Here is a 23,326-nt window from a genome sequence, read left to right as displayed (position 1 = left end):
CAGAAGCGGGGTCAGTTCACATTGAACTTCAGCTTTGAGGATACCGCATAAAAAATGACAAGCGATAGTTATCTTGTTTAAAAGCCACATTTTCAGATTAAATTTATCTCAACCTAACTCAATATCTCATTAGAAAAGGTCATTATTAAATTCACGTGTGCTTCATCAAGAATTCACAAGCATTTTTTGCACCAGACTTTTAAATTACCCCCGCTTCTCCATGGTTCGCTATGGCAAGTGATATTGTAGCGTCGTTCACAGGAGGGTAGGTTTCAGCACTATATAAGGAATGCTGGCGCTTATTTTCAATATCAATAGGAATGCATATTCCATTCCCATGATAACTGTTATCGATTCTACACAGGACTAAGTATCTATATATGGATTAATTAAATGAAAAAGACAATCGTAGCTGTAATGGTCGCTGCTTCTGCAGTTCTGAGTGCTCAGGTAATGGCAACCAACACCGCTCAGGTAACTGTACTGGGTGAAGTCTCTGATGCAGCTAACTCTTGCGTCGTGACTCCGACGGGTACCCTGAACAACGGTATCGTTCAGCTGATGACCGTGACCACTACCGAAGCGAATGCTGAAGCGGCTGGTGCTCTGTTTAAAACTCAGGACTTCGGTTTTGACGTGAAAGACTGCGTACAGGGTAGCGCCACTCCGGTTACTGCTGTAACCGTCAATGTGACCGGTGCCTCCAGCAACGCTAACATCCTGGACAACACCGCACCTGGCGGCGCTACCGGCATTGGTATCGGTATCCAGCGCGTACGTGATGCACACCGCGTAGGTTTCGACGGTTCTGACCTCATGACCGAAAGCTACACTGCAGCTGGCGGCACTCAGCTGAAGTACACCACTGGTTATGTGAAAGTGAACTCCGCGACTCCGGTTACCGAAGGTCCGGTTAAAGGTGTTGCGACCTTTACTATCGATTATACCCTCTAATTTTTCCCCGAAGGGGCTCCGCTTCACGGCGGGCCCTTTTTCGCATTCAGAGAAAAACCATGTTCAGGAACTTATTAAATATCACCGCATCCTGTGCATTACTCCTCAGTAGTATTGCCCATGCTGGTATTGTGATTGAGTCCACCCGCTACCTCTATAAAGAAGGTGCGCGTGAAATCACCGCGCAAATCGAAAATAAAGATGACATCCCTTATCTGATTAAATCCTGGGTTGAAGCGCAGGCAGGGAAAACGCCCTCTTTTATGGCTACACCTCCGTTATTCCGCCTTGAGGGTAAGCAGCAGAATACCGTGCGTCTATTTTCTACCGGAAACGTCAATGCCCCGAACGACCGGGAATCCATATACTATTTTAACGTGATGGCCATCCCGCCGGCGGACGATGAGAAAGCCAACGCCAATACTATTCAACTGGCGGTCCGCCACCGCATGCGTCTGGTCTATCGTCCAAAAGCACTTTTCGACCTTTCTCCAAACATTGAAGCCAAAAAACTCGAATGGCGGAAATCAGGCACAAAACTGACGATTAAAAATCCGACACCGTTTTTCTTCTATTTCCATAGTGTTCAGATTGGTAGCAAAGAAGTGAAGCCGGAAGTCAACTCGGTCGCTCCAATGACGACCAAAGAAGTGACATTAAAAGAAAATATTAATGCCTCCAGCGTCAACTGGAAAGTAGTTAATGATTATGGCGGAGCAGGATCGCTCTATTCCTCATCGCTGTAATAAGAATTTTATTTTATCATTATAGGGATGTGTCTATGCCAAATAAGAATAATGGATTATTCAAACTATCCGCGGTCTTCCTCGCAATGCTTCCGGCATTGCTTTCTGGTTTGAATAATAAAGCGCAAGCACGTGACTTTTTCGATCCCTCATTCATTAGCTCATTGAATGGTAGCGATCCATCAACCACTCCCGACTTATCTATTTTCCAGACGCAGAACGCACAGGCGCCAGGGGATTATCGGGTAGATATCATGTTTAATGGTCGCTATCTGGATACCAGGACAATGAAGTTTGTTGCGAATAGCCGTGCCACTGGGAATAATCGAGAGCCCGCCCTGGTGCCCTGTTTGAGCCTGAAAACATTGGCAGAGTATGGCGTACGGGTTAAAGCCTTTCCCGAACTGCTCGAGGATAAAAACGGCTGCGCCAATCTTTCAGTCATCCCGGATACCAAAGCGGATTTCGACTTTACCGTCCAGCGCTTGAATATATCCCGGCACTATCTACCACCGCGCAGGGATATATTCCACCGGATCAGTTTGATGACGGCATCAACGCCCTGCTGGTGAACTATCAGTTCAGCGGCTCAAACGACATGCAGGCCAATGACGAATACTACAGCCTGAACCTGCAGTCTGGCCTCAACGTTGGCCCATGGCGTATCCGTAACCTCAGCACCTGGAATAAAAACAACGGCGATGCGGGTGATTGGGACTCAGCCTATCTCTACATGCAGCGCAGCATTCGTCCCATCAACAGTAACCTGGTGATGGGTGAGAGCTCGTCACTCTCAGGCATCTTTGACAGTGTACCGTTTACCGGTATTCAACTGGCCACCGATACATCAATGTTGCCGGAAAGTATGCGCGGCTATGCGCCGATTATCCGTGGTATCGCCAAAACCAACGCCCGTGTCTTCATTAAACAAAACGGCTACCAGGTATACCAGACCTACGTGGCGCCTGGCGCGTTTGAAATCACCGATATGTACCCGAGCGGCGGTAGCGGCGACCTTTACGTCACCGTGGAAGAGTCCGACGGTTCTAAGCAGGAGTTCGTCGTACCGTTCGCTACGCTGCCGGTGATGGTCCGTGAAGATCAGCTGGAATATGAAATTACGTCTGGTAAATATCGTCCTTACGACGGCGGGGTCGATGAAACGCCCTTTACGCAAGCTACCGCGACCTACGGTGTCTCAAGCAGCCTGACGCTTTATGGCGGGGTGCAGGCCGCATCGCGCTATCAGGCCCTGTCAACAGGCCTCGGCTATAACCTCGGCGAGCTTGGCGCCGCCTCGGCAGACGTCACCCAGGCCTGGTCAAAAATGAAAGACGACGAAAAGACCTCAGGACAGTCATGGCGTGTCCGTTACGGGAAAAATATTATCGAAACCGGTACTAACGTGACTATCGCTGGCTACCGCTATTCCACCCGCGGATTTAATACGCTCTCTGAAGTGTTGGATAGCTATTCCAATGATGGCAACTACACTCCTCGCTCGCTACGCAACCGGACCAACCTGACGCTGAACCAAAGCCTGGGTAAAGGTCTTGGTAGCCTTTCGATAAGCGGATTGATTGAAGATTACTGGGACGATAAGCGCACCAACAAGTCGATCAGCGTGGGGTACAACGGCGGCTTCCGCAATGTGAACTATTACCTGGGTTATAGCTATAACCGCTATACCTGGAGTGGGGATAACTCCGGAAAAGACGCCCAGGACGATCAGCGCATCACTTTGACCGTAACCGTGCCGCTGAGCAACTGGCTACCGGGCACTTATACCAGCTATCAGTTAACCAACAGCAATCCGGGGTCTACCGATCAGTCCGTTTCCATCGGTGGTAACGCGCTTGAGAACGACAGCCTGGAGTGGAGCCTGCAGCAAGGGTATAGCAACCGGGAATACTACAGTGGCGATATGCGCGCGACCTATAACGGTTCCCGCGGTAGCGTCAATGCCGGCTACAGTTACGATCGCGATAGCGAACGCATTGACTACGGAGCCAACGGCAGCATCCTTTCCCATGCTGATGGCATCACACTAGGTCAGGACATCACCGACGCCGCCGTACTGGTTAAAGCGCCAGGACTGGATAACGTCAGACTCGCTAACGACAACACCATTTCCACTGACTATCGTGGCTACGCCATCGTCCCATACGTTACGCCTTACCGTCGTACTGATATTACGCTGGACAGCACCACGCTTGGCGAAGATATGGAGCTGCCGGAAACCACGCAAAGCGTCGTTCCGACGCGCGGCGCCATCGTGCGGGCCAATTATGCCGGTAATATCGGCCAGCGTGCATTTGTCCATCTGAAAACGGCCAGCGGCCAGGACGTGCCTTATGGCGCGATGGTCCTGCTCGCCGGCGACAGCAAGTCGCAGCCAGGCATCGTCAGCGACGCCGGTATGGTCTATATGTCCGGCCTGCAACAGACCGGGATCCTTAACGTCCAGTGGGGCAAAAGCGCGGCGCAGCAATGCAATGCTTCCTTTACTTTACCGGCCAGGGAAGGCAAAGCGTCTGGCATCAGTCAAATCGAAACGGTTTGCCGTTAGGCATCCATAGGGGAATATATTGATGAAAAGAATAATTATTCTAATAACATTATTAATGATTGGTGGCGAAGCTGCGGCGAAATGTACATACGGCGGTAGTACCAAACGCCAAACCTTAACGCTGAACAATGTCAAAATCCCAACGGATACTTCCATTCCGGTGGGCACGGTATTGTATAGCCGTAAGTTTGGTACTGGCGCGTATAAAACATTTATTTGTGATAAAAATACCGATGACCAATATATTATTGATATCGGGGCCGCCGCTGTTTCAGGCGTCACCGGTATTCAGGGCGGTACCGTATATGAAACGGGGATTGATGGTATTGGGTTTCAGGTCTCCGACATTTTACGAAGTAAAAATGGTTCTCTGGTCCCTGCCGAGGCAGGTTCAACCCTGGTGCCGATGACAAATTCATCAGTGTATAGCTATCAATTTATCACTGTATGGCTAATCAAAACTAAGACCATAATTGATACCAGCACTAAGTCTAGCTCAAACCCTTCTGTTTCTTTTTCGGCAGGAAATTTAAAAAGCAACCCGATCGCAAACGACAGGCTCTTATACGAAGCAATTTCTATTGAAATTAAAAACATCAATTATCGTACTACATCTTGTAACATCACTACGCCACGGTCGCAGGTGACACTGAATCGTATCGACAAAGGACAACTCATGTCACTGGCTCGCGGTGCAACAACGCCAGCGCAGAAAACCATTGCAATGGATATTAGTTGCCCGAATGATTCTGTAGGTAATACCGTCACCTACTGGTTTAATCCAGTAGGTGGGATAAGCGCCTCGGGGGATGGAATCGTGGACAATATGCTTACCGGTAGTGACGCTGCTAACAAAGTTGGAATTATATTCAAGCTGTCGAACAGTCCTGTAGTTTTCTATGACACTGACAGTTATAATTATAAAATAAACACCACTAACGACCTCAATAAAACCATTAATCTGACCGCTGATTATTATCGACAAAGTGATAGCAGCAGCGATGTAACAATGGGTCTAGTTAAAGGGATGATGGAGGTTGTGATTCAGGAAGATTAATTCACTCTCATTTCATGGGGATGATTAACTCCCCATGAAAAGTTCAAACCGAGCCCAACAAAAAAAACAAAAACAGCTTTATGCCCCCCAAAGAACCCCCAAGGAAACCCTACATGATCTTGCCACTTTATTTTTTGAGAAAAAAACACATGAAACAATATGAAATGGATTCTAAATCAAATGTTTCACATACAATTCATGATTATTGTATTGAACCTCGTAAAACATTCCCCTATATTTTTGCACCGGGCGATTAGTTCTCCCGGAACATTTAACATCTAATATTTATTTAAATTTAAGGGAATAATAGTAATGAAACAACTAACCGTTTTTGAAATGGAAGAAATCTCGGGTGGCTACTCTTGGGATTTTTCATCTCTCGGTTCTGCACTCACCTCAATTGTATCAAATGGAGCTGAGCTCACTCTCAGCGCTTTATTAGGTGGCGCCGTTTATGCTATGACAGGGTCCGTCATTGGTGGCGCCCATGGCGGCAATGGCGGTGGTTCCTTAGGTTTTGGTACTCTCGGTATGATGGTCGGGGGGGTTTGGGGACTGTTAGCGGGTGCGATCGGTGGTGCGATTACCGCCGCCATGCTAGGGTGGGACAAAACTGTGGAACTGACCACGGGATTGCTGGAAGGTTGGAATAACGGTACCTTCACACCTTGGGCTTAATAGGTCTCCCGAAGTAATTGATTTATAGTTAATCTGTTCATATTCGAAATGTTAACAAAGGTCTGATTATTCAGACCTTTTTTAAAATAAAAAGCGGTACACATGTCAAAAAACCTCTATCGCAAGGAAGCGGTCGATTACAAAAGGCATCACTGGAAAGGGAAAGCGTTATTACTCGCTGGCTTACCTTCCTGGTTAGTTCTTTCGTTATCGGCACTATTTCTCACTGCGCTTGTTTGCGCATTGATTTTCTGCAAATTCACCCAACGAGTTGATGTAAAGGGTGAAGTCATTACCCTTCCTCACTCTATTAACGTGTTTGCGCCTCAACAAGGATTTATTGTTAAGCAATTCGTCAAAATCGGTGATGTAGTTAAAAAAAACCAACCACTCTACGAAATTGATGTTTCCCGCAGCACCACCAGTGGTAATGTCAGCGCAGCACAAATAGAAGTCATCAATGAAAAGATTGCCAACTCTGATAATATCATCAAAAAGCTGGAAGATAATAAAAATCAGACATTAAGCGCGCTAAATGCGCAGTTAAAAACCACCACCGACTCCCTGAAAGAGACCAACCGTATGCTGGTCAATACTCAGGCTGGCCTGAAAAAAATGCACGATAATCTTTCCAGTTATGATAAATATCTTAACAATGGCCTGATAACGAAAGACCAATATAATTATCAGCACTCTTTGTATTTCCAGCAGCAGAGTGCCTACCAATCATTGGTTAGCCAAAAAATGCAACTGGAATCGCAAATCACTCAACTTAATAGTGATCGAATCACTAAAGCGGCTGATTTTGACAACCAAATTTCCAGTCAGTATAACCAATCCAATGATTATAAAAACCAGCTGGTCGAATCCAATGCTAACGGTAATATTATTGTCAAGTCTACCAGTGATGGCAGAATTGAGTCGCTTTCAGCTACACAAGGGCAGACGGTTGATAATGGCAGTAGTCTGGCCCAGATCAAGCCGACCGGTAATGTTGAATATTATCTCGTCCTATGGTTACCAAACAATACGATACCCTATTTAAGAACGGGGGATACCATCAATATTCGCTATGATGCATTTCCCTCAGATAAGTTTGGTCAATTCCCAGGCGAGATAGTATCCATATCTTCTATGCCTGCATCACGACAAGAAATGTCTGAATACACAAACGTCAATAACGCTGTCAACCAACAGCAAGAACTGGCGCTATACAAAGCAATTGTCAAAATTAAAGATAAACAGTTCGAATATGACGGTAAAAAGTTAAGTTTGTCTAATGGGCTCAAAGCTCAGGCCGTTGTATTCCTTGAAGAACGCCCTCTCTATATGTGGATGTTTACCCCAGTTTATAAGATTACTCAAAGCGTGAGCGGCCCGATCAATGACTAACGAACTTTTTGAAAAGATCATCGCAAAAATTAACTTTTCTCTCCTGAAGAAAACGCCTGTTATATTACAGTCGGAAGCCGCTGAGTGTGGGATCGCCTGTCTGGCCATGGTTTGCGGCCACTATGGCCTTGATATCGATCTGTTTAATTTCCGTCAGCGCTTTGGCAGTCCTTCGCAGGGCGTCACGCTGATGTCCTTGAGCAAAACGGCGGAACATGCTGGTTTAAAAAGCCGGGCGCTGTCGTTGGATCTGGATGAGATCCGCCAGCTTAAACTCCCCTGTGTCCTGCACTGGGGGATGAACCACTATGTGGTATTGACCAAAGTACGTAAATCCAGCTTTGTGGTGCACGACCCAGCGCTAGGCAAGCGCATCATTGGTAATCAGGAGATGTCCAATTATTTTACCGGTATCGCCCTGGAACTCTGGCCCGATCAAAACTTTCAGCAGGAAAAAGCTAAGTCCCGCCTACGCCTGTTGGATTTGATGCGTAATATTGTCGGATTAAAGTCAGCGCTACTGAAAATTTTTGCCTTCTCAGTGGTCGTTGAAGCGATTGGTTTACTGCTGCCGATAGGTACCCAGTTGGTTACCGACCATGTAATTATGGCGCACGACCAAAGTCTGCTATCAGTCATCTGTATCGGTCTGGTCTTTTTTACGCTGTTTCGCACTTTCATCAGTATGCTGCGTGCCTGGACCTCATTGACGCTGAATACGCTAACAAATATTCAGTGGAAAACCACCCTTTTCGATCATATGACCAGCCTGCCGCTATCGTTTTTCGAAAAGCGTCATCTTGGGGATATTCAGTCACGTTTCTCCTCCCTGGATACCATTCGCTCAACGTTTACTAACAGCATCGTCAGCGGCATTATTGACTCGATCATGACTATTGGCCTGCTGATCATGCTGACGCTGTACGGAGGCTGGCTAACATGGGTGGTCGTTGGCTTTACCCTATGCTATGCGATTATGCGTCTGGCAACTTATCATTTCTATCGTCGCGTGGCGGAAGAGCAGGTTATTAAGGGGGCGCGGTCCAGCTCGCACTTTATGGAGTCTCTGTACGGTATCTCGACCATCAAAGCGCTAAATCTCAAAGAGCGGCGCTCCCAGCACTGGCTCAATATTAATATTGAAGCCTGCAACGCCGGTATTAAACAAACCCGTTTCGATATGATGTTTGGAGGAGTGAACACCTTTATTACCACTATCGATCAGGTCGCAGTCCTCTGGTTGGGCGCCATCATGGTTATTGATAATAATATGACCCTCGGTATGTTTATGGCATTTAATGCCTACCGTGGTCAATTCTCACAGCGCGCCTCCAGCCTGGTCGATTTGTGTATGCAGCTGCGAATGCTCTCTTTACATAACGAACGTCTGTCAGAGATTGTTTTTAGTGAGCCGGAAAAAGAGCTCCCCGCGCGGGAAGTATTTTCCCCTGATTCAGGCGCCAGACTGGAGGTCAAAAACCTCTGTTATCAATATGATCCGTTTTCTCAGCCAATCTTCTCAAATTTAAATATTACGGTTGAGCCTGGTGAATCCGTGGCCCTGATCGGTCCTTCAGGCGTTGGTAAAACCACGCTGTTAAAAGTAATGTGCGGTTTGCTTTCACCAACCAGTGGCGATGTTTTAGCCGATAATCTTGATATCACTAAAATTGGTCTCAATAATTATCGACTTGGCACCGCCTGCGTACTGCAGGAGGATCGCCTTTTCTCCGGGTCGCTTATCGACAATATCAGCGGCTTTGAAGATAACGCCGATATTGATTTTGTCATGGAGTGTGCCAAACGCTGCAACATCCATGACGAGATTATAAAGATGCCGATGGGTTATGAAACCATCGTCGGCGAACTAGGCCTGGGGATCTCCGGCGGACAAAAACAACGTATTCTAATTGCCCGAGCGCTGTATCGTAAACCAAGCATTCTGTTTATGGATGAGGCCACCAGCCACCTCGACTTACAGAATGAATCTGTTATCAATCAGTCAATCTCAGCGTTAAGCATTACCCGGATTATTGTTGCCCACCGGCCATCCACGATTGCCTCCGCCGATCGCGTTATCGACCTGTCGCAGTCTAAAACCTTGGCGCCTGCTTAAAAAGGAAAAAATGATGCAAGGAACATTTATTGGATTTAATACTGCAGGTATTACCTTTGAAGATCGATTTCTGGCGCTGTTATTAAAAATAAAGCAGCAAAATGGGCTCTGTCAGCAATATTATCTGCAAGCGCCCATACTACTCGATCTTCTTCTCATACTTCAAAATCGTCTGCTTGTGACGTATAAGCGATTACACGAACAGGGGGAAACCTATAAAGAAGAGCTTATCGCTTATAATGAATCGCTGATCGCTAACATCCCTGCCGTAGAGATGGCGGAGATTCAGCAGCCGAATCCTGAGCGGCGTATTATGTCGATTACTCTTAAACCAGGCGAAACTGAATCGGCCCTCATTCTGGTTCTGCAGAATGAGCAAATTTGCACATTATGCATTGAAGACCGGCAGGTAGAGGCATTACTTACAGGCATTCAGCAAGCGTTAAAAACTATTGATGATCAAGAGCTTATGCGGTATTTAACTTCAAGTTTTGATTTTTTGATGTGCTACACCGTGGACTTAACCACCCAGCCCAATATTGATTACCAGCAGTATCCCCAGGAAGAATGGAAGCTAAACCTGTTTTCCCATTATCTGGGCGTGCTCTATTGCTGCGAGACGGACGAAGGCAAGAAAATTGTCTCCGGAGCGGTGGTAAAAACCAGTGCGCCACATTTATCTGAAATGGAAAACAGCGTGGTAGTACGCCTTATTGAGAAAAGCCCCAAGCTTAAGGCGATGCACACGGCGCTGGCGCCATGCCAAATCTTCAGTACCATTATTCCTTCCCAGCCAGGAAGAATGCTCAGCCTGGAAGAGTGTCTGCGTCCCCTGCATGCCTTCTATCTGGAGAAGAAAGCGGAGCTTAACGCCTGACCCTCTTCTACCGGTCACGCCTCTCTCTACGCTCGCAGAGAGAGGCATCGCGCATCAGTTCGGGCACTTATATACCTGGCCGTTCATCTCGCTGTCGGTGGGCACAAAGCTCGACAACAGATTTTGCGTCGGGCTGCTGACGCCATAAATCACGTTGCCGCCCATGGCTGCCGCCTGGTTACGCAGGGCGTTAGCCGCACCGCGCATGGAGCCACCCTCATCGCCATTCTGGCCGGAGAGCCAGTTACTCTGTTTACCCGTCGCGGTCCCTAACAGCTGACACTCTGCGCCCGGCTTCTCCTGTACAAAACGCACATTCTGGCCGGCAGAGGTTAATTCATTGCTGGAACTGCAACCTGCTAACAGTAAGGCTGCGCCGGCAATCCCTGCTAAATATTTTACCTGCATGTTATTCCCCATGATCGATGAGCTGGACGCACTGGCCCGGATGTAAACCTGTCATCCTTCAAACTGCGTCGGCATGAGCCGCTTTCATTCCTTACCCGGTCGCGCTTGTCAGTCGCTTCCGATACGAAGGTGCTTGCCGCTCTGATACAGCTTAAATGATTTTATGTATAAGCCTTATACTAAAAAGCGCACCAAAAGAAAAACCCCCAGCCATTGCTGGCCAGGGGTTTCTGCTTTTTTATGCTGTATAGCGCACGATTACATCATGCCGCCCATACCGCCCATGCCGCCCATGCCGCCAGCAGCACCTAAATCAGGCGCGTCGCCTTTCGGCAGGTCGGTCACCATGCACTCGGTGGTGATCATCAGGCCAGCCACGGAAGCCGCGTACTGCAGTGCAGAACGGGTTACTTTGGTTGGGTCCAGGATACCGAAGTCGATCATGTTGCCGTATTCTTCAGTTGCCGCGTTGTAACCGTAGTTACCGTCGCCTGCTTTCACGTTGTTCGCCACAACAGACGGCTCTTCACCGGCGTTGGACACGATCTGACGCAGCGGCGCTTCCATTGCGCGCAGCGCAACTTTGATACCGACGTTCTGATCTTCGTTCTGACCGGTCAGGCCAGCGAGTTTCGCAGCAACGCGAACCAGCGCTACGCCGCCGCCAGCCACCACGCCTTCTTCAACCGCAGCACGGGTTGCGTGCAGGGCGTCGTCGACGCGTGCTTTTTTCTCTTTCATTTCAACTTCGGTAGCTGCACCGACTTTGATTACTGCCACGCCGCCAGCCAGTTTAGCGACACGTTCCTGCAGTTTTTCACGGTCATAGTCGGAGGTTGCTTCTTCGATCTGCTTACGGATCTGAGCAACACGGCCCTGGATTGCGGACTCTTCGCCAACGCCATCGATGATGGTGGTGGTGTCTTTATTGATAACCACGCGTTTCGCCTGGCCCAGGTCTTCCAGAGTTGCTTTTTCCAGCTCCATACCGATCTCTTCAGAGATAACGGTACCTCCGGTCAGAGTAGCGATATCCTGCAGCATGGCTTTACGACGGTCGCCGAAGCCCGGCGCTTTCACCGCAGCCACTTTAACGATGCCGCGCATGGTGTTAACCACCAGGGTCGCCAGCGCTTCGCCTTCAACGTCTTCAGCGATGATAACCAGCGGTTTGCCCGCTTTCGCTACAGCTTCCAGAACCGGCAGCATTTCGCGGATGTTGGAGATTTTTTTGTCAGCCAGCAGGATGAACGGGCTTTCCAGCTCAACGGCGCCGGTGTCCGGCTTGTTGATGAAGTACGGGGACAGGTAGCCACGGTCGAACTGCATACCTTCAACCACGTCCAGTTCGTCTTCCAGGCCAGTACCGTCTTCAACGGTGATCACGCCTTCTTTACCGACTTTGTCCATCGCTTCCGCGATCAGTTTACCTACGGTTTCGTCAGAGTTAGCGGAGATGGTACCTACCTGAGCGATAGCTTTGGAGTCAGAGCACGGAACAGACAGCGCTTTCAGCTCTTCTACTGCAGCCAGTACCGCTTTATCGATACCGCGTTTCAGATCCATCGGGTTCATGCCTGCAGCAACAGCTTTCAGGCCTTCGTTCACAATGGCCTGCGCCAGCACGGTTGCGGTGGTGGTACCGTCGCCTGCCGCGTCGTTCGCTTTAGAGGCAACTTCTTTCACCATCTGCGCGCCCATGTTTTCAAACTTGTCTTCCAGTTCGATTTCACGAGCAACGGAAACGCCATCTTTGGTGATGGTCGGCGCGCCGAAGGATTTGTCCAGAACCACGTTACGGCCTTTCGGGCCCAGGGTCACTTTAACTGCATCTGCCAGTACGTTTACGCCGCGCAGCATTTTTACACGAGCGTCGTTACCGAATTTTACGTCTTTTGCTGCCATTTCTTATATTCCTCAAATTCGTTCAGGGTCGTGCGAATTAAGCTTCAACAATTGCCAGGATGTCGCTTTCGGACATGATCAGTACTTCTTCGTTGTCGATCTTTTCAGTCTTCACGCCGTAGCCATCGTTGAAAATCACGATGTCACCAACTTTAACGTCCAGCGGCTGCACGGTCCCGTTTTCCAGGATGCGGCCTTTACCGACAGCGATGATTTCGCCACGCGTTGACTTAGCTGCTGCAGAACCGGTCAGAACGATGCCGCCCGCAGATTTGGTTTCAACTTCTTTACGTTTGACGATCACACGATCATGTAACGGACGAATACTCATTGATAGCTCTCCTTCGAGAAAGTCATTATCAGTTATGGGTGACGCCGGGCCGAACGCGGTTTACCGGCTAGTGCAGAGAGAGATGGGGATGGCCATTTCCGGCTTCAAGGGCAAAATTAAAAAAAAATTTTTACCTTTGCGCTGGCACGCAAAAAGCGGCGTCACCGGGCAACCGGTCATAAGGAAAAGCGATTGTGATACTCTCTTTCTTTTTACTGGCGCAGGATGGAATCATGAGTGGTTTAAAACAGGAGTTAGGGCTGGGACAGGGAGTCGGGTTGCTTTCCACCTCACTGCTGGGCACTGGCGTTTTCGCCGTCCCGGCGCTTGCGGCGCTGGTCGCTGGCGATAACAGCCTGTGGGCATGGCCGTTGCTCATCCTCCTTGTTTTTCCGATTGCCATCGTCTTCGCCCTGCTGGGCCGCCATTTCCCCAGCGCGGGCGGCGTGGCCCACTTTGTCGATATGGCCTTTGGCCCACGTCTGGCTAGCGTCACCGGCTGGTTATTTTTATCGGTTATCCCGGTCGGGCTCCCCGCCGCGCTGCACATCGCCACTGGCTTCGGCCAGGCGCTGTTCGGCTGGCATGATGCGCAGCTGTTGCTGGCGGAGCTAGGTACCCTGGCCATCGTCTGGTGGGTCGGTTCACGCGGCGCCAGCTCCAGCGCCAACCTGCAGACCCTGGTTGCCGTGCTGATTGTCGCGCTGATCGTCGCCGTCTGGTGGCGCGGCGGAATAAGCCCGGCGCAAATCCCCTTCCCCGCCCCGGCGGCGATCGACCGCGGCCAGCTCTTCTCCGCGCTGTCGGTGATGTTCTGGTGCTTTGTCGGGCTGGAAGCCTTTGCCCATCTCGCCTCGGAGTTTAAACATCCCGAGCGCGATTTTCCCCGCGCGCTGATGATAGGCCTGCTGCTTGCCGGCTCGGTCTACTGGGCCTGTACCGTGCTGGTGTTGCACTTCCACGCGTTTGGCGAGGAGATGGCGGCGGCCGCGTCTTTACCGAATATCGTGGTCCGCCTGTTCGGCGTCGAAGCGCTGTGGGTGGCCTGCGTCATCGGCTATCTCGCCTGTTTCGCCAGCCTTAACATCTATATTCAGAGCTTCGCCCGCCTGGTCTGGTCGCAGGCGCAGCATAAGCCGCAGAGCTACCTCGCGAGGCTGTCGCCGCGGCAGATCCCGCGCAACGCCCTCAACGCCGTGCTGGGCTCCTGCGTGGTCAGCACCTTGTGTATCTATTTTCTCGATATCAATCTGGACGCGCTGATCGTCTATGCCAACGGCATTTTCATCATGATCTATCTGCTGTGCATGCTGGCGGGCTGTCGTTTGCTGCGCGGGCGCTATCGGCTGCTGGCGGCGGTGGGCAGCATTCTCTGTCTGCTGCTGCTGGCGATGGTCGGCTGGAAGAGTTTGTACGCGCTGGTGATGCTGGCGGCGCTGTGGTTGTTTTTACCGAGACGCAAGCTGGCGACAGGCAGCGTATAGGCGCAATAAGAAAGCGGCCCGGTCGCGTCTGCTGACCGGGCCGATAAAAGTTAATCGCGGCGATCGTCCTTATGGTCCAGACGGTCGCGCTGTTCGTCCTTGCGCTGGAATTCCCCTTCGAAGGTCTCTCCACCGCCAGTCCCGGCGCTGAAGCCGCCGCCCGGCATCCGGCTGAAGCGCAAATGCGGCATCAGCTTCATCGTCAGGTGCTTCTGCACCGGGGGCAAAAGCAGCAGCAGGCCGAGGAAATCGGTAAAGAACCCCGGGATCAACAGCAGCAGGCCAGCGATAATGAGCGAGACGCTTTTGATCATCTCCGCCGCCGGGCTCTCGCCCGCGGCCATCTTCTGCTGCATCAGCAGGAAGTTTTTGAAGCCCTGGTTACGCACCAGCGACATCCCCACCACCGAGCTAAAGATCACCAGGATCAGCGTCATAAAGACGCCCAGCACGTGCGCGACCTGGATAAAGATCGATATCTCAATGTACACGTAAAGAAAAAAGGCAATAAACGGAATCCAACGCACCGGCGTCTCCTTCATCGACAGGCACCGAGTTCGGCCCCCGTAGTTATCAATTTGCTGATTGCATCCCACTAAGATGGGGATGCTGAGCGGCTTTTCAATCAGCGGAAATGCTTATTTTTTCCAGGAATAGGAAAGCGGTGACCCATTTCACAGATTAATAAATCTTCTCACACCCGCGATGTAATAAGTGATCAAGCTTACTGATATTCGCTATCATCAGCATATGATCTTGGGCACCGGGCCGGTTAAGGAAATAATCGTCGGCCAGAAAATATACTGAATACTGGATATTCTGTGTATTTGGTGAATTCATTGGCAGCTTGAAAAGAAGGTTCACATGTTAAACAACATTCGTATCGAAGAAGATCTGTTGGGCACCAGGGAAGTTCCCGCGGACGCTTACTACGGCGTTCATACTCTGCGAGCGATTGAAAACTTCTACATTAGCAACAGCAAAATCAGCGACATACCAGAATTCGTGCGCGGCATGGTAATGGTGAAGAAAGCCGCGGCGCTGGCAAACAAGGAGCTGCAGACCATTCCCAAAAGCGCGGCAAATGCGATTATCGCCGCCTGTGACGAAGTCCTGAATAACGGCAAATGCATGGACCAGTTCCCGGTCGATGTCTTCCAGGGCGGGGCCGGCACTTCCGTAAACATGAACACCAACGAAGTCCTGGCGAACATCGGCCTCGAGCTGATGGGTCACCAGAAAGGTGAATACCAGTATCTGAACCCAAACGATCACGTTAACAAATGTCAGTCCACCAACGATGCCTACCCGACCGGGTTCCGCATCGCGGTGTATGCCTCCATCCTCAAACTAATCGATGCGATTAAGCAACTGGGCGAAGGTTTCCAGGCGAAAGCCGTAGAATTCCAGGACATCCTCAAGATGGGCCGCACTCAGCTGCAGGACGCGGTGCCGATGACCCTCGGCCAGGAGTTCCATGCCTTCAATGTGCTGCTCAATGAAGAGACCAAAAGCATTCTGCGCACCGCGGAGCTGCTGCTGGAGGTGAACCTTGGCGCAACCGCCATCGGCACACGTCTCAACACCCCGGACGGTTATCAACAGCTGGCGGTACAGAAGCTGGCGGAAGTGAGCAACCTCCCGGTCGTTCCGGCGGAAGACTTGATTGAAGCCACCTCGGACTGCGGGGCGTACGTCATGGTCCACAGCTCGCTGAAACGCCTGGCGGTGAAACTGTCCAAGATCTGTAACGACCTGCGCCTGCTCTCTTCCGGACCGCGCGCGGGCCTCAACGAAATCAACCTGCCTGAGCTGCAGGCTGGTTCTTCTATTATGCCGGCGAAGGTTAACCCTGTGGTGCCGGAGGTGGTCAACCAGGTCTGCTTTAAAGTGATCGGCAACGACACCACAGTAACCATGGCCTCCGAAGCCGGGCAGCTGCAGCTGAACGTAATGGAGCCAGTGATCGGCCAGGCGATGTTCGAATCTATCCATATTCTGACCAACGCCTGCTACAACCTGCTGGAGAAATGCGTCAACGGCATTACCGCCAACAAAGCGGTGTGCGAAGGTTACGTCTATAACTCCATCGGTATCGTTACTTACCTCAACCCGTTTATCGGCCACCACAATGGCGATATCGTCGGCAAGATCTGCGCCGAAACCGGGAAGAGCGTGCGGGAAGTGGTGCTGGAGCGTGGGCTGCTGACGGCGGCGGAGCTGGATGACATTTTCTCCGCGCAAAACCTGATGCATCCTGCTTATAAAGCGAAGCGTTATACCGATGAAAGCGAACAGTAATCTTTCCGGATAGTCATTCAAAGGCATGTCAGCGATGACATGCCTTTTTGCTTTTTAGTTTTACTAAAATACAACAATCCAATATCAACTTGTTAAAAAACAAGGAAGGCATATATGTTTGGTGCAGAACTGGTTATTGTCCTGCTGGCGATTTATCTCGGCGCCCGGCTCGGCGGCATCGGTATCGGCTTTGCCGGTGGCCTTGGCGTCCTTGTCCTGACGCTTATTTTTCAAATTAAACCGGGTGCGATCCCCTTCGACGTTATTGAAATCATTATGGCGGTGATTGCCGCTATCGCCGCCATGCAGGTCGCAGGCGGGATGGATTACCTCGTCAGCCTCGCCGAACGGATGCTGCGTCGCCACCCGAAATATATTACCTTCCTTGCCCCGCTGGTGACCTGGTTTATGACCGTGCTCGCCGGCACTGGCCATACCGCCTTCTCCACGCTGCCGGTGATCACCGAAGTGGCCAAAGAGCAAGGCATCCGTCCGTCCCGTCCGCTGTCGATTGCGGTGGTGGCCTCCCAGATAGCGATCACCGCTTCGCCTATCTCCGCCGCGGTGGTGTTCTTTGCCGGGATCCTGGAGCCGCTGGGCGTTAGCTACCTGATGCTGTTGGCCATCTGTATTCCGGTCACCCTGCTGGCGGTAATGCTCACCGCTATCGTCTGCAACTTCCTCGGCTGCGAGCTGAAAGACGATCCTGTTTACCAGGAGCGGCTGGCCAAGGGTGAAGTCAGTCTACGCGGCAGCCAGGTATTTGAACTGAAGCCGCACGCCAAACGTTCCGTTCTGCTGTTTCTGATCGGCATCGTGGCGGTGATGTTCTACGCTACGGCCATCAGCGATACCGTCGGCCTGATCAAAAACCCTGTACTACCGCGTAACGAGGCGATCGTGGTGTTTATGCTGACCATCGCCACCCTGATCAGCATCACCTGCAAAATCGACACCGGCGAAGTGCTCAATGCCAGTACCTTTAAGTCCGGGATGAGCGCTTGCGTCTGCGTGCTCGGCGTCGCCTGGCTGGGGGATACCTTCGTTAAAGCGCATATCAGCGACATCCAGGCCGTGGCCGGCGACTTGCTGCAAAACTACCCGTGGCTGCTGGCGGTGGTGCTGTTCTTCGCCGCCACGCTGCTCTACTCGCAGGCGGCCACCACCAAAGCGCTGATGCCCGCCGCGCTGCTGCTGGGCGTCAGCCCGCTGACGGCGATTGCCTCCTTTGCCGCGGTCTCGGCGCTGTTCGTCCTGCCCACCTACCCGACCCTGCTGGCGGCGGTGGAGATGGACGACACCGGCTCAACCCGCATTGGTAAATATGTCTTTAACCACGCCTTCCTGATCCCCGGCGTTATCGCTATCACCCTGTGCGTGATCCTGGGTTTCATCTTCGGCGGGATTATGCTGTAAATGCCGTCGGCAGCGGGCCCCGCGCGGGCCCGCTGCCCGTTTCCCTCCCATTCCCCGCTCGTGACGCTAATATCCCCGCATCTTGCATGCTATAGTGCCTCTTTTCGCTGATACGAGGTTCATGATGACTACGCCTGATGCTGTTGTTGTGCTCTGTACCGCGCCGGATGAAGCAACCGCCCAGGATCTGGCGGCGAAAGCGCTGGCGGAAAAGCTGGCCGCCTGCGCCACGCTCCTGCCGGGGGCCACCTCGCTCTATTACTGGGAAGGGAAGCTGGAGCAGGAGTATGAAGTTCAGATGCTGCTCAAAACCGATCTTGCCCATCAGCAGGCGCTGCTGGACTGCCTGAAGTCTCACCACCCGTATCAAACCCCTGAACTGCTGGTTCTGCCCGTCACGTATGGAGACAACGATTACCTCTCATGGCTTACCGCATCATTACGCTGATCCTGCTGCTGTGCAGCGCGTCAGCCACCGCCGGGTTATTCGACGCACCGGGGCGCTCGAACTTCGTGCCTGCTGACCAGGCCTTCGCCTTTGACTTTCAGCAGCAACAGCATGACCTCAACCTGAGCTGGCAAATCAAGGATGGTTATTATCTTTATCGTCAACAGTTTACCTTCCGCGCCGCCGGGGCGACTCTCGACGAACCGGCACTGCCGGCGGGCGAGTGGCACGAGGATGAGTTTTACGGCAAAAGCGAGATCTTTCGCCAGCGCCTGACCGTTCCGGTCACGGTGAAGCAGGCGGACAAAGACGCCACTCTCACCGTCACCTGGCAGGGCTGCGCCGATGCCGGATTCTGTTATCCGCCGGAGACCAAAGTGATCCCGCTGAGCGCCGTGCTGGCGGCTTCGGCAGATGGCCAGGTGTCCACCATTGACCCTGCGCCGCCGACGAGCAGTCGTCCGGTGTTCAACCCGCCGCTGCCGGTTGAGCCACGTCCGTCCCCGGAGATCGCCACTTCACCTGCGCCTGCCTCTGCGCCGCCAGCTGACGCCCCCGCCCGCCTGCCTTTCACCGCCCTGTGGGCGCTGCTGATAGGCATTGGTATCGCCTTCACCCCCTGCGTGCTGCCGATGTACCCGCTGATTTCCGGCATCGTGCTGGGCGGCAAACAGCGGCTTTCCACCGCGCGCGCCCTGCTGCTGGCCTTTATTTATGTCCAGGGGATGGCCTTAACCTACACCGCGCTGGGGCTGGTGGTGGCCGCCGCCGGGCTGCAGTTCCAGGCGGCCCTGCAGCACCCGTATGTGCTGGTGGGTCTGTCGGCGGTGTTTATACTGTTGGCCCTCTCCATGTTCGGCCTGTTTACGCTGCAGCTGCCCTCCTCGCTGCAGACGCGGCTGGCGCTGCTCAGCAATAAACGCCAGGGCGGATCGCCCGGCGGAGTCTTTGCGATGGGCGCTATTGCCGGGCTGATCTGCTCCCCCTGCACCACCGCGCCGCTGAGCGCCATCCTGTTATATATCGCCCAGAGCGGTAATCTGTGGCTGGGCGGCGGCACGTTGTACCTCTACGCGCTGGGCATGGGCCTGCCGTTGATCCTCGTCACCGTGTTTGGCAACCGTCTGCTGCCGAAGAGCGGGCCATGGATGGGCCATGTGAAGACCGCCTTCGGGTTCGTGATCCTGGCTCTGCCCGTTTTCCTGCTGGAGCGCATACTCGGCGACCAGTGGGGATTACGTCTGTGGTCAATGCTCGGTATCGCCTTCTTCAGCTGGGCGTTTATCACCTCGCTGGGCGCCACCCGGCCGTGGATGCGGCTGGTGCAAATCATTCTTCTTGCCGCCGCGCTGGTCAGCGCCCGTCCCCTGCAGGACTGGGCGTTTGGCGCCCCGGCGCTCGAGCAGCAGGCGCACCTGGCCTTCACCCGCGTCAGCTCGGTGGCCGAGCTTGACCGGGCGCTGGCGCAGGCAAAAGGTCAGCCGGTGATGCTCGATCTCTACGCCGACTGGTGCGTGGCCTGTAAAGAGTTTGAAAAATACACCTTTAGCTCACCTGACGTGCAGCAGGCGCTGAAAGGCGTCGTGTTATTACAGGTTGATGTGACGAAGAACAGTCCGCAAGACGCCGCGCTACTGAAGCGCCTGCAGGTGCTCGGTCTGCCGACGATCCTGTTCTTCAACGCGCAGGGTCAGGAACAGCCCGACCGGCGAGTCACCGGCTTTATGGATGCTGCGGCATTCAGCGCCCATTTGCGCGATTGGCAAGCGTGAGCGACACTTTAGGAGGAAAGATGGAGGAGAACACCGTGCTGCGTGAAGACGTCCTGGCAGAAGCCATTAAAATTCTTGAAATTGAAGGTATCGCCAACACGTCGCTGGAGATGGTCGCTGAGCGCGTGTCCTGTCCGACGAGCGACCTGAAACGCTTCTGGCCCGATCGTGAAGCGCTGCTGTATGACGCGCTTCGCTATCTGAGCCAACAGGTGGATGCCTGGCGCCGTCAGCTGCTGCTGGACGACACCTTAAGCGCAGAGCAAAAGCTGCTAGCACGCTATAGCGCACTCACCACCTGCGTCAGCAATCAGCGTTACCCCGGCTGTTTGTTTATCGCCGCCTGCACCTTCTATCCGGATGCCCAGCACCCGATTCACCAGCTGGCGGAACAGCAGAAGCAGGCTTCGCTGGCCTACACCCATGAGCTGCTGACCCAGCTGGAGGTGGATGATCCGGAAATGGTCGCCAAGCAGATGGAGCTGATTGTCGAGGGCTGTCTGAGCCGTCTGCTGATCAAACGTAGCCAGACGGATGTCGATACGGCGCGGCGGCTGGCAGAAGATATTCTGCGCTTCGCCCAGTGCCGTATGGGCGGGGCATTAACCTGATTCTGATATCCTAACCGCCATGTCGCGCCTATAATTTCCCCCTCACTGATTGCTGACAGGGATTGATATGCGCGCGTTCTTCTGGGCTGTCTGGCTGGGGCTGTGTTCTACGCCCCTGCTGGCGGCTCCCCTGCAAGGTTTTTCCTTTGCGCAAAAAGACTGGGAGCTCGCCTGCGATAACACCGGCACCTGCCGGGCGGCGGGTTACGGCGACCGCATGGGCGAGGTTAGCGTGCTGTTGACCCGCAACGCGGGCAGCGAACAGCATCCCACCGCCACGGTCACCTTCGCGCAGATCGAACACGATATCCCCGCCGACTCCACCGCCAGCCTGCTGATCGACGACCGGGACCTCGGCTCGCTGGATGCCGTGGATGACAGCCACTTCCGTCTGGACAGCGATCAGACATCCGCCGTGCTGCAGGCCCTGGCGAACCAGCGTAAAATCGAATTCGCCCTTAACGGCCAGCACATGCTGCTTTCCAGCGCTGGCAGCCGCGAAGTGCTGCGTAAAATGGATGCGTTTCAGCGACGAACCGGCACCGCCGATGCGCTGCTGGATAAAGGCGATGCGGGCGACGACGCCATTTTGCCCGCCGCCCCCGCCCCGGAAATCATCGCCGCGCCGGTGATCCACAACGCGCAGCCTGTACCGCTAAACATGCTCCAGCGCCAGAAGCTATTGCCCTCCCTGACGCCGCTGCTGAATCAGCGCTGTGAAGACTGGCAGAACCCGGCCATTCCGGCGGCAGAGCGCCAGATTACCCTTACCGCGCTGGATAAAACCCATTCGCTGGCGCAGGCGCTCTGCTGGCGAGCGCCCTATAACGACGGCTATGCCCTGTGGCTGGTCGATAACGCCCAGTTGAGCAAACCGCGGCTGCTCACTACCGAGGCCTCCAGCTACGCCAACGGCACGCTGGTCTTCCTGCATAAAGAGCGGGGCATGGCCGACTGCGTAACCGGCGAGACGCGGGTCTGGGAGGGTAAGACCTTCGTTCCCAGCCTGAAGTACAGCACCGGTATGTGCCGGGAAATCACCCCGGGCGGTACCTGGATGCTGCCGACCTTTGTCAGCCAGGTGATCCCGAAGCAGCAGAAAGAGGCGGATAACCTGGCCCTGCGAACGCTGTATAACGCGGTGCTGAAGGCGCAAAAAAGCGATCCCGAACTGGCGCTGAACCGGGTCGCCGAGCAGTTTCCGTTAACCGGCCATATTACCGACTTCACCCTCACTTACGCCGATGACAGCCTGGTGACGACCAGCAAACCGTCCCCGGATATCAGCGATGACGAGTGGCAGGCGTTTCTGCGCTCCGCAATTAGCGCAGATTCAGAAAACGGCAAAGTCAGCTTTACGCTTATCGACCTCGACGGCGACGGCAAACGCGATCTGATCATCGACAGCTACGTGGGCGGCACCGGGCTCTTCAGCTACACCGGGGTGCTCCGGCGCGGCGAGGATGATTTTGCCGCCGTCGACGGTAGCGACAGTGATAATGGCGACGATTTCGATGCCGGGGTGCCCGGCGCCCTCTTTTCCATTAATGGCCGCGGGGCTAACCAGTGGAACCACTGGGTCAAAATCAACGGCCAGGTGTATGCCCTGTGGTACAACGGCCAGTTTGGCGAAGATAATCTCTACCTGCTGCGCCCGTTCAGCACCGCCAGCCAGACGCCCGCGGTGACGGTTCGCTATCGCTATACGCTGAACAGCATCCGCTCCCCGGAGAAAGACCAACCGCTGACCCCCAGACTGAGCGACGGCGATAAAGCGGATCTGCTGCGCTCGCTGGAGGTTATGCAGGGCAACCTGCTGAAAGATAAGCCCGCCAGCGACAACGATGCACCGATCTGCCCCATTCCGCCCGGCACCTCCGCCGACGAGGCGGACAACTACTACAGCGGCGTTGCCGTCAACTATATCTATGAGACGGTGGCCTATATTCCGGTGTGGCTGAACGGAAAATGTTATATCGGCACCATTTTCAGCCATCATGGCGCCTATCGTCACGGCGTGGATGCGGAAATCACGCTGAGCTCGCCGCGGGAAGATGAAGAGGTGATTGGTGATTACCTGATTTCCGGGTTGCGTCACGTTATCTCCGTCACCAGCGGCTGGAAAAGCCGTCAAGGCGATAACGGCATGCAGTGATATTGAGTCAAAATGCGCCTTTGAGCGCGGAATTGCCGCAAAGATAAGCAATCGACAAGTAATTTAAGAAATTTGGTTGACGGGGTGGGCGGATTACGGTTTAATG

Annotated in this window: 18 protein-coding genes and 1 pseudogene; 15 read left to right on the top strand and 4 right to left on the bottom strand. The window is 53.1% G+C overall.

The window, feature by feature from the left end:
- The first annotated feature begins 393 nt into the window (after window positions 1-393).
- The 8 genes and pseudogenes from CE636_RS17125 to yjeJ all read left to right on the top strand — a co-directional run bounded on the left by CE636_RS17125 (window position 394) and on the right by yjeJ (window position 10,389).
- Window positions 394-954, top strand: a complete 561-nt coding sequence (locus CE636_RS17125; RefSeq protein ID WP_017900933.1) for a fimbrial protein — start codon at window positions 394-396, stop codon at window positions 952-954.
- 59 nt (window positions 955-1,013) lie between these two features.
- Entirely contained in the window at window positions 1,014-1,700 is a 687-nt protein-coding gene (locus CE636_RS17120) for a molecular chaperone (RefSeq protein WP_017900934.1), read from the top strand.
- 35 nt (window positions 1,701-1,735) lie between these two features.
- A pseudogene (locus tag CE636_RS17115) lies at window positions 1,736-4,269 on the top strand (fimbria/pilus outer membrane usher protein).
- A 22-nt stretch (window positions 4,270-4,291) separates the two neighbouring features.
- On the top strand, window positions 4,292-5,326 hold the full coding sequence (locus CE636_RS17110; RefSeq protein WP_017900067.1) for a fimbrial protein: 1,035 nt from the start codon (window positions 4,292-4,294) through the stop codon (window positions 5,324-5,326).
- 312 nt (window positions 5,327-5,638) lie between these two features.
- The gene (locus tag CE636_RS17105; protein WP_017900068.1) at window positions 5,639-6,004 is read left to right on the top strand and encodes a hypothetical protein; all 366 of its coding nucleotides are present in this window, start codon (window positions 5,639-5,641) and stop codon (window positions 6,002-6,004) included.
- A gap of 102 nt (window positions 6,005-6,106) precedes the next feature.
- Entirely contained in the window at window positions 6,107-7,396 is a 1,290-nt protein-coding gene (locus CE636_RS17100; RefSeq protein WP_017900069.1) for an HlyD family secretion protein, read from the top strand.
- The gene (locus CE636_RS17095) at window positions 7,389-9,512 is read left to right on the top strand and encodes a peptidase domain-containing ABC transporter (RefSeq protein ID WP_017900070.1); all 2,124 of its coding nucleotides are present in this window, start codon (window positions 7,389-7,391) and stop codon (window positions 9,510-9,512) included. Before CE636_RS17100 ends, CE636_RS17095 begins: the two co-directional genes overlap by 8 nt.
- A 13-nt stretch (window positions 9,513-9,525) precedes the next feature.
- Window positions 9,526-10,389, top strand: a complete 864-nt coding sequence (yjeJ, locus tag CE636_RS17090; protein ID WP_017900071.1) for a YjeJ family protein — start codon at window positions 9,526-9,528, stop codon at window positions 10,387-10,389.
- Between the two features lie 54 nt (window positions 10,390-10,443).
- Here yjeJ and CE636_RS17085 read toward each other — a convergent pair whose 3' ends face one another.
- The 3 genes from CE636_RS17085 to CE636_RS17075 form a co-directional block, all read right to left on the bottom strand.
- Entirely contained in the window at window positions 10,444-10,797 is a 354-nt protein-coding gene (locus CE636_RS17085) for a DUF4156 domain-containing protein (protein WP_004206410.1), read from the bottom strand.
- A gap of 258 nt (window positions 10,798-11,055) precedes the next feature.
- Window positions 11,056-12,702, bottom strand: coding sequence for a chaperonin GroEL (groL, locus tag CE636_RS17080; RefSeq protein ID WP_002885441.1), 1,647 nt, complete (start codon window positions 12,700-12,702; stop codon window positions 11,056-11,058).
- Window positions 12,703-12,739: 37 nt separating this feature from the next.
- The gene (locus tag CE636_RS17075) at window positions 12,740-13,033 is read right to left on the bottom strand and encodes a co-chaperone GroES (RefSeq protein ID WP_004152420.1); all 294 of its coding nucleotides are present in this window, start codon (window positions 13,031-13,033) and stop codon (window positions 12,740-12,742) included.
- A gap of 233 nt (window positions 13,034-13,266) precedes the next feature.
- Between CE636_RS17075 and yjeH the strand changes: the two genes are divergently transcribed.
- Window positions 13,267-14,517 carry an L-methionine/branched-chain amino acid transporter gene (yjeH, locus tag CE636_RS17070; RefSeq protein WP_004206408.1) on the top strand — a complete coding sequence of 417 codons (1,251 nt, stop codon included), beginning with the start codon at window positions 13,267-13,269 and terminating at the stop codon, window positions 14,515-14,517.
- Window positions 14,518-14,567: 50 nt separating this feature from the next.
- Here the strand turns inward: yjeH and CE636_RS17065 are convergent, their stop codons facing one another.
- Window positions 14,568-15,044: an FxsA family protein gene (locus CE636_RS17065; RefSeq protein ID WP_004206407.1), complete on the bottom strand. Its 477-nt coding sequence runs from the start codon at window positions 15,042-15,044 to the stop codon at window positions 14,568-14,570.
- A gap of 337 nt (window positions 15,045-15,381) precedes the next feature.
- Between CE636_RS17065 and aspA the strand changes: the two genes are divergently transcribed.
- From aspA to CE636_RS17030, 6 genes are all read left to right on the top strand, one after another.
- Window positions 15,382-16,818, top strand: a complete 1,437-nt coding sequence (aspA, locus tag CE636_RS17055; protein ID WP_002885424.1) for an aspartate ammonia-lyase — start codon at window positions 15,382-15,384, stop codon at window positions 16,816-16,818.
- A gap of 114 nt (window positions 16,819-16,932) precedes the next feature.
- Entirely contained in the window at window positions 16,933-18,234 is a 1,302-nt protein-coding gene (locus CE636_RS17050) for an anaerobic C4-dicarboxylate transporter (protein WP_017900073.1), read from the top strand.
- 124 nt (window positions 18,235-18,358) lie between these two features.
- A complete protein-coding gene (gene cutA, locus CE636_RS17045) occupies window positions 18,359-18,682 on the top strand; it encodes a divalent cation tolerance protein CutA (protein WP_004206404.1) in 324 nt (107 codons plus the stop codon).
- Window positions 18,658-20,454, top strand: a complete 1,797-nt coding sequence (locus CE636_RS17040) for a protein-disulfide reductase DsbD (RefSeq protein WP_017900075.1) — start codon at window positions 18,658-18,660, stop codon at window positions 20,452-20,454. Before cutA ends, CE636_RS17040 begins: the two co-directional genes overlap by 25 nt.
- Window positions 20,455-20,489: 35 nt before the next feature.
- Window positions 20,490-21,065 carry a transcriptional regulator gene (locus CE636_RS17035; RefSeq protein ID WP_032426201.1) on the top strand — a complete coding sequence of 192 codons (576 nt, stop codon included), beginning with the start codon at window positions 20,490-20,492 and terminating at the stop codon, window positions 21,063-21,065.
- Between the two features lie 67 nt (window positions 21,066-21,132).
- Complete coding sequence (locus CE636_RS17030) at window positions 21,133-23,220, top strand: DUF1176 domain-containing protein (protein WP_017900076.1); 2,088 nt, start codon at window positions 21,133-21,135, stop codon at window positions 23,218-23,220.
- Window positions 23,221-23,326 lie beyond the last annotated feature (106 nt).

It is taken from the genome of Klebsiella sp. LY (assembly GCF_004010915.1).
GTDB lineage: Bacteria > Pseudomonadota > Gammaproteobacteria > Enterobacterales > Enterobacteriaceae > Klebsiella > Klebsiella quasipneumoniae.
Note: the sequence above shows the minus strand (reverse complement) of the source record. Positions and strands in the feature narration are given on the sequence as shown.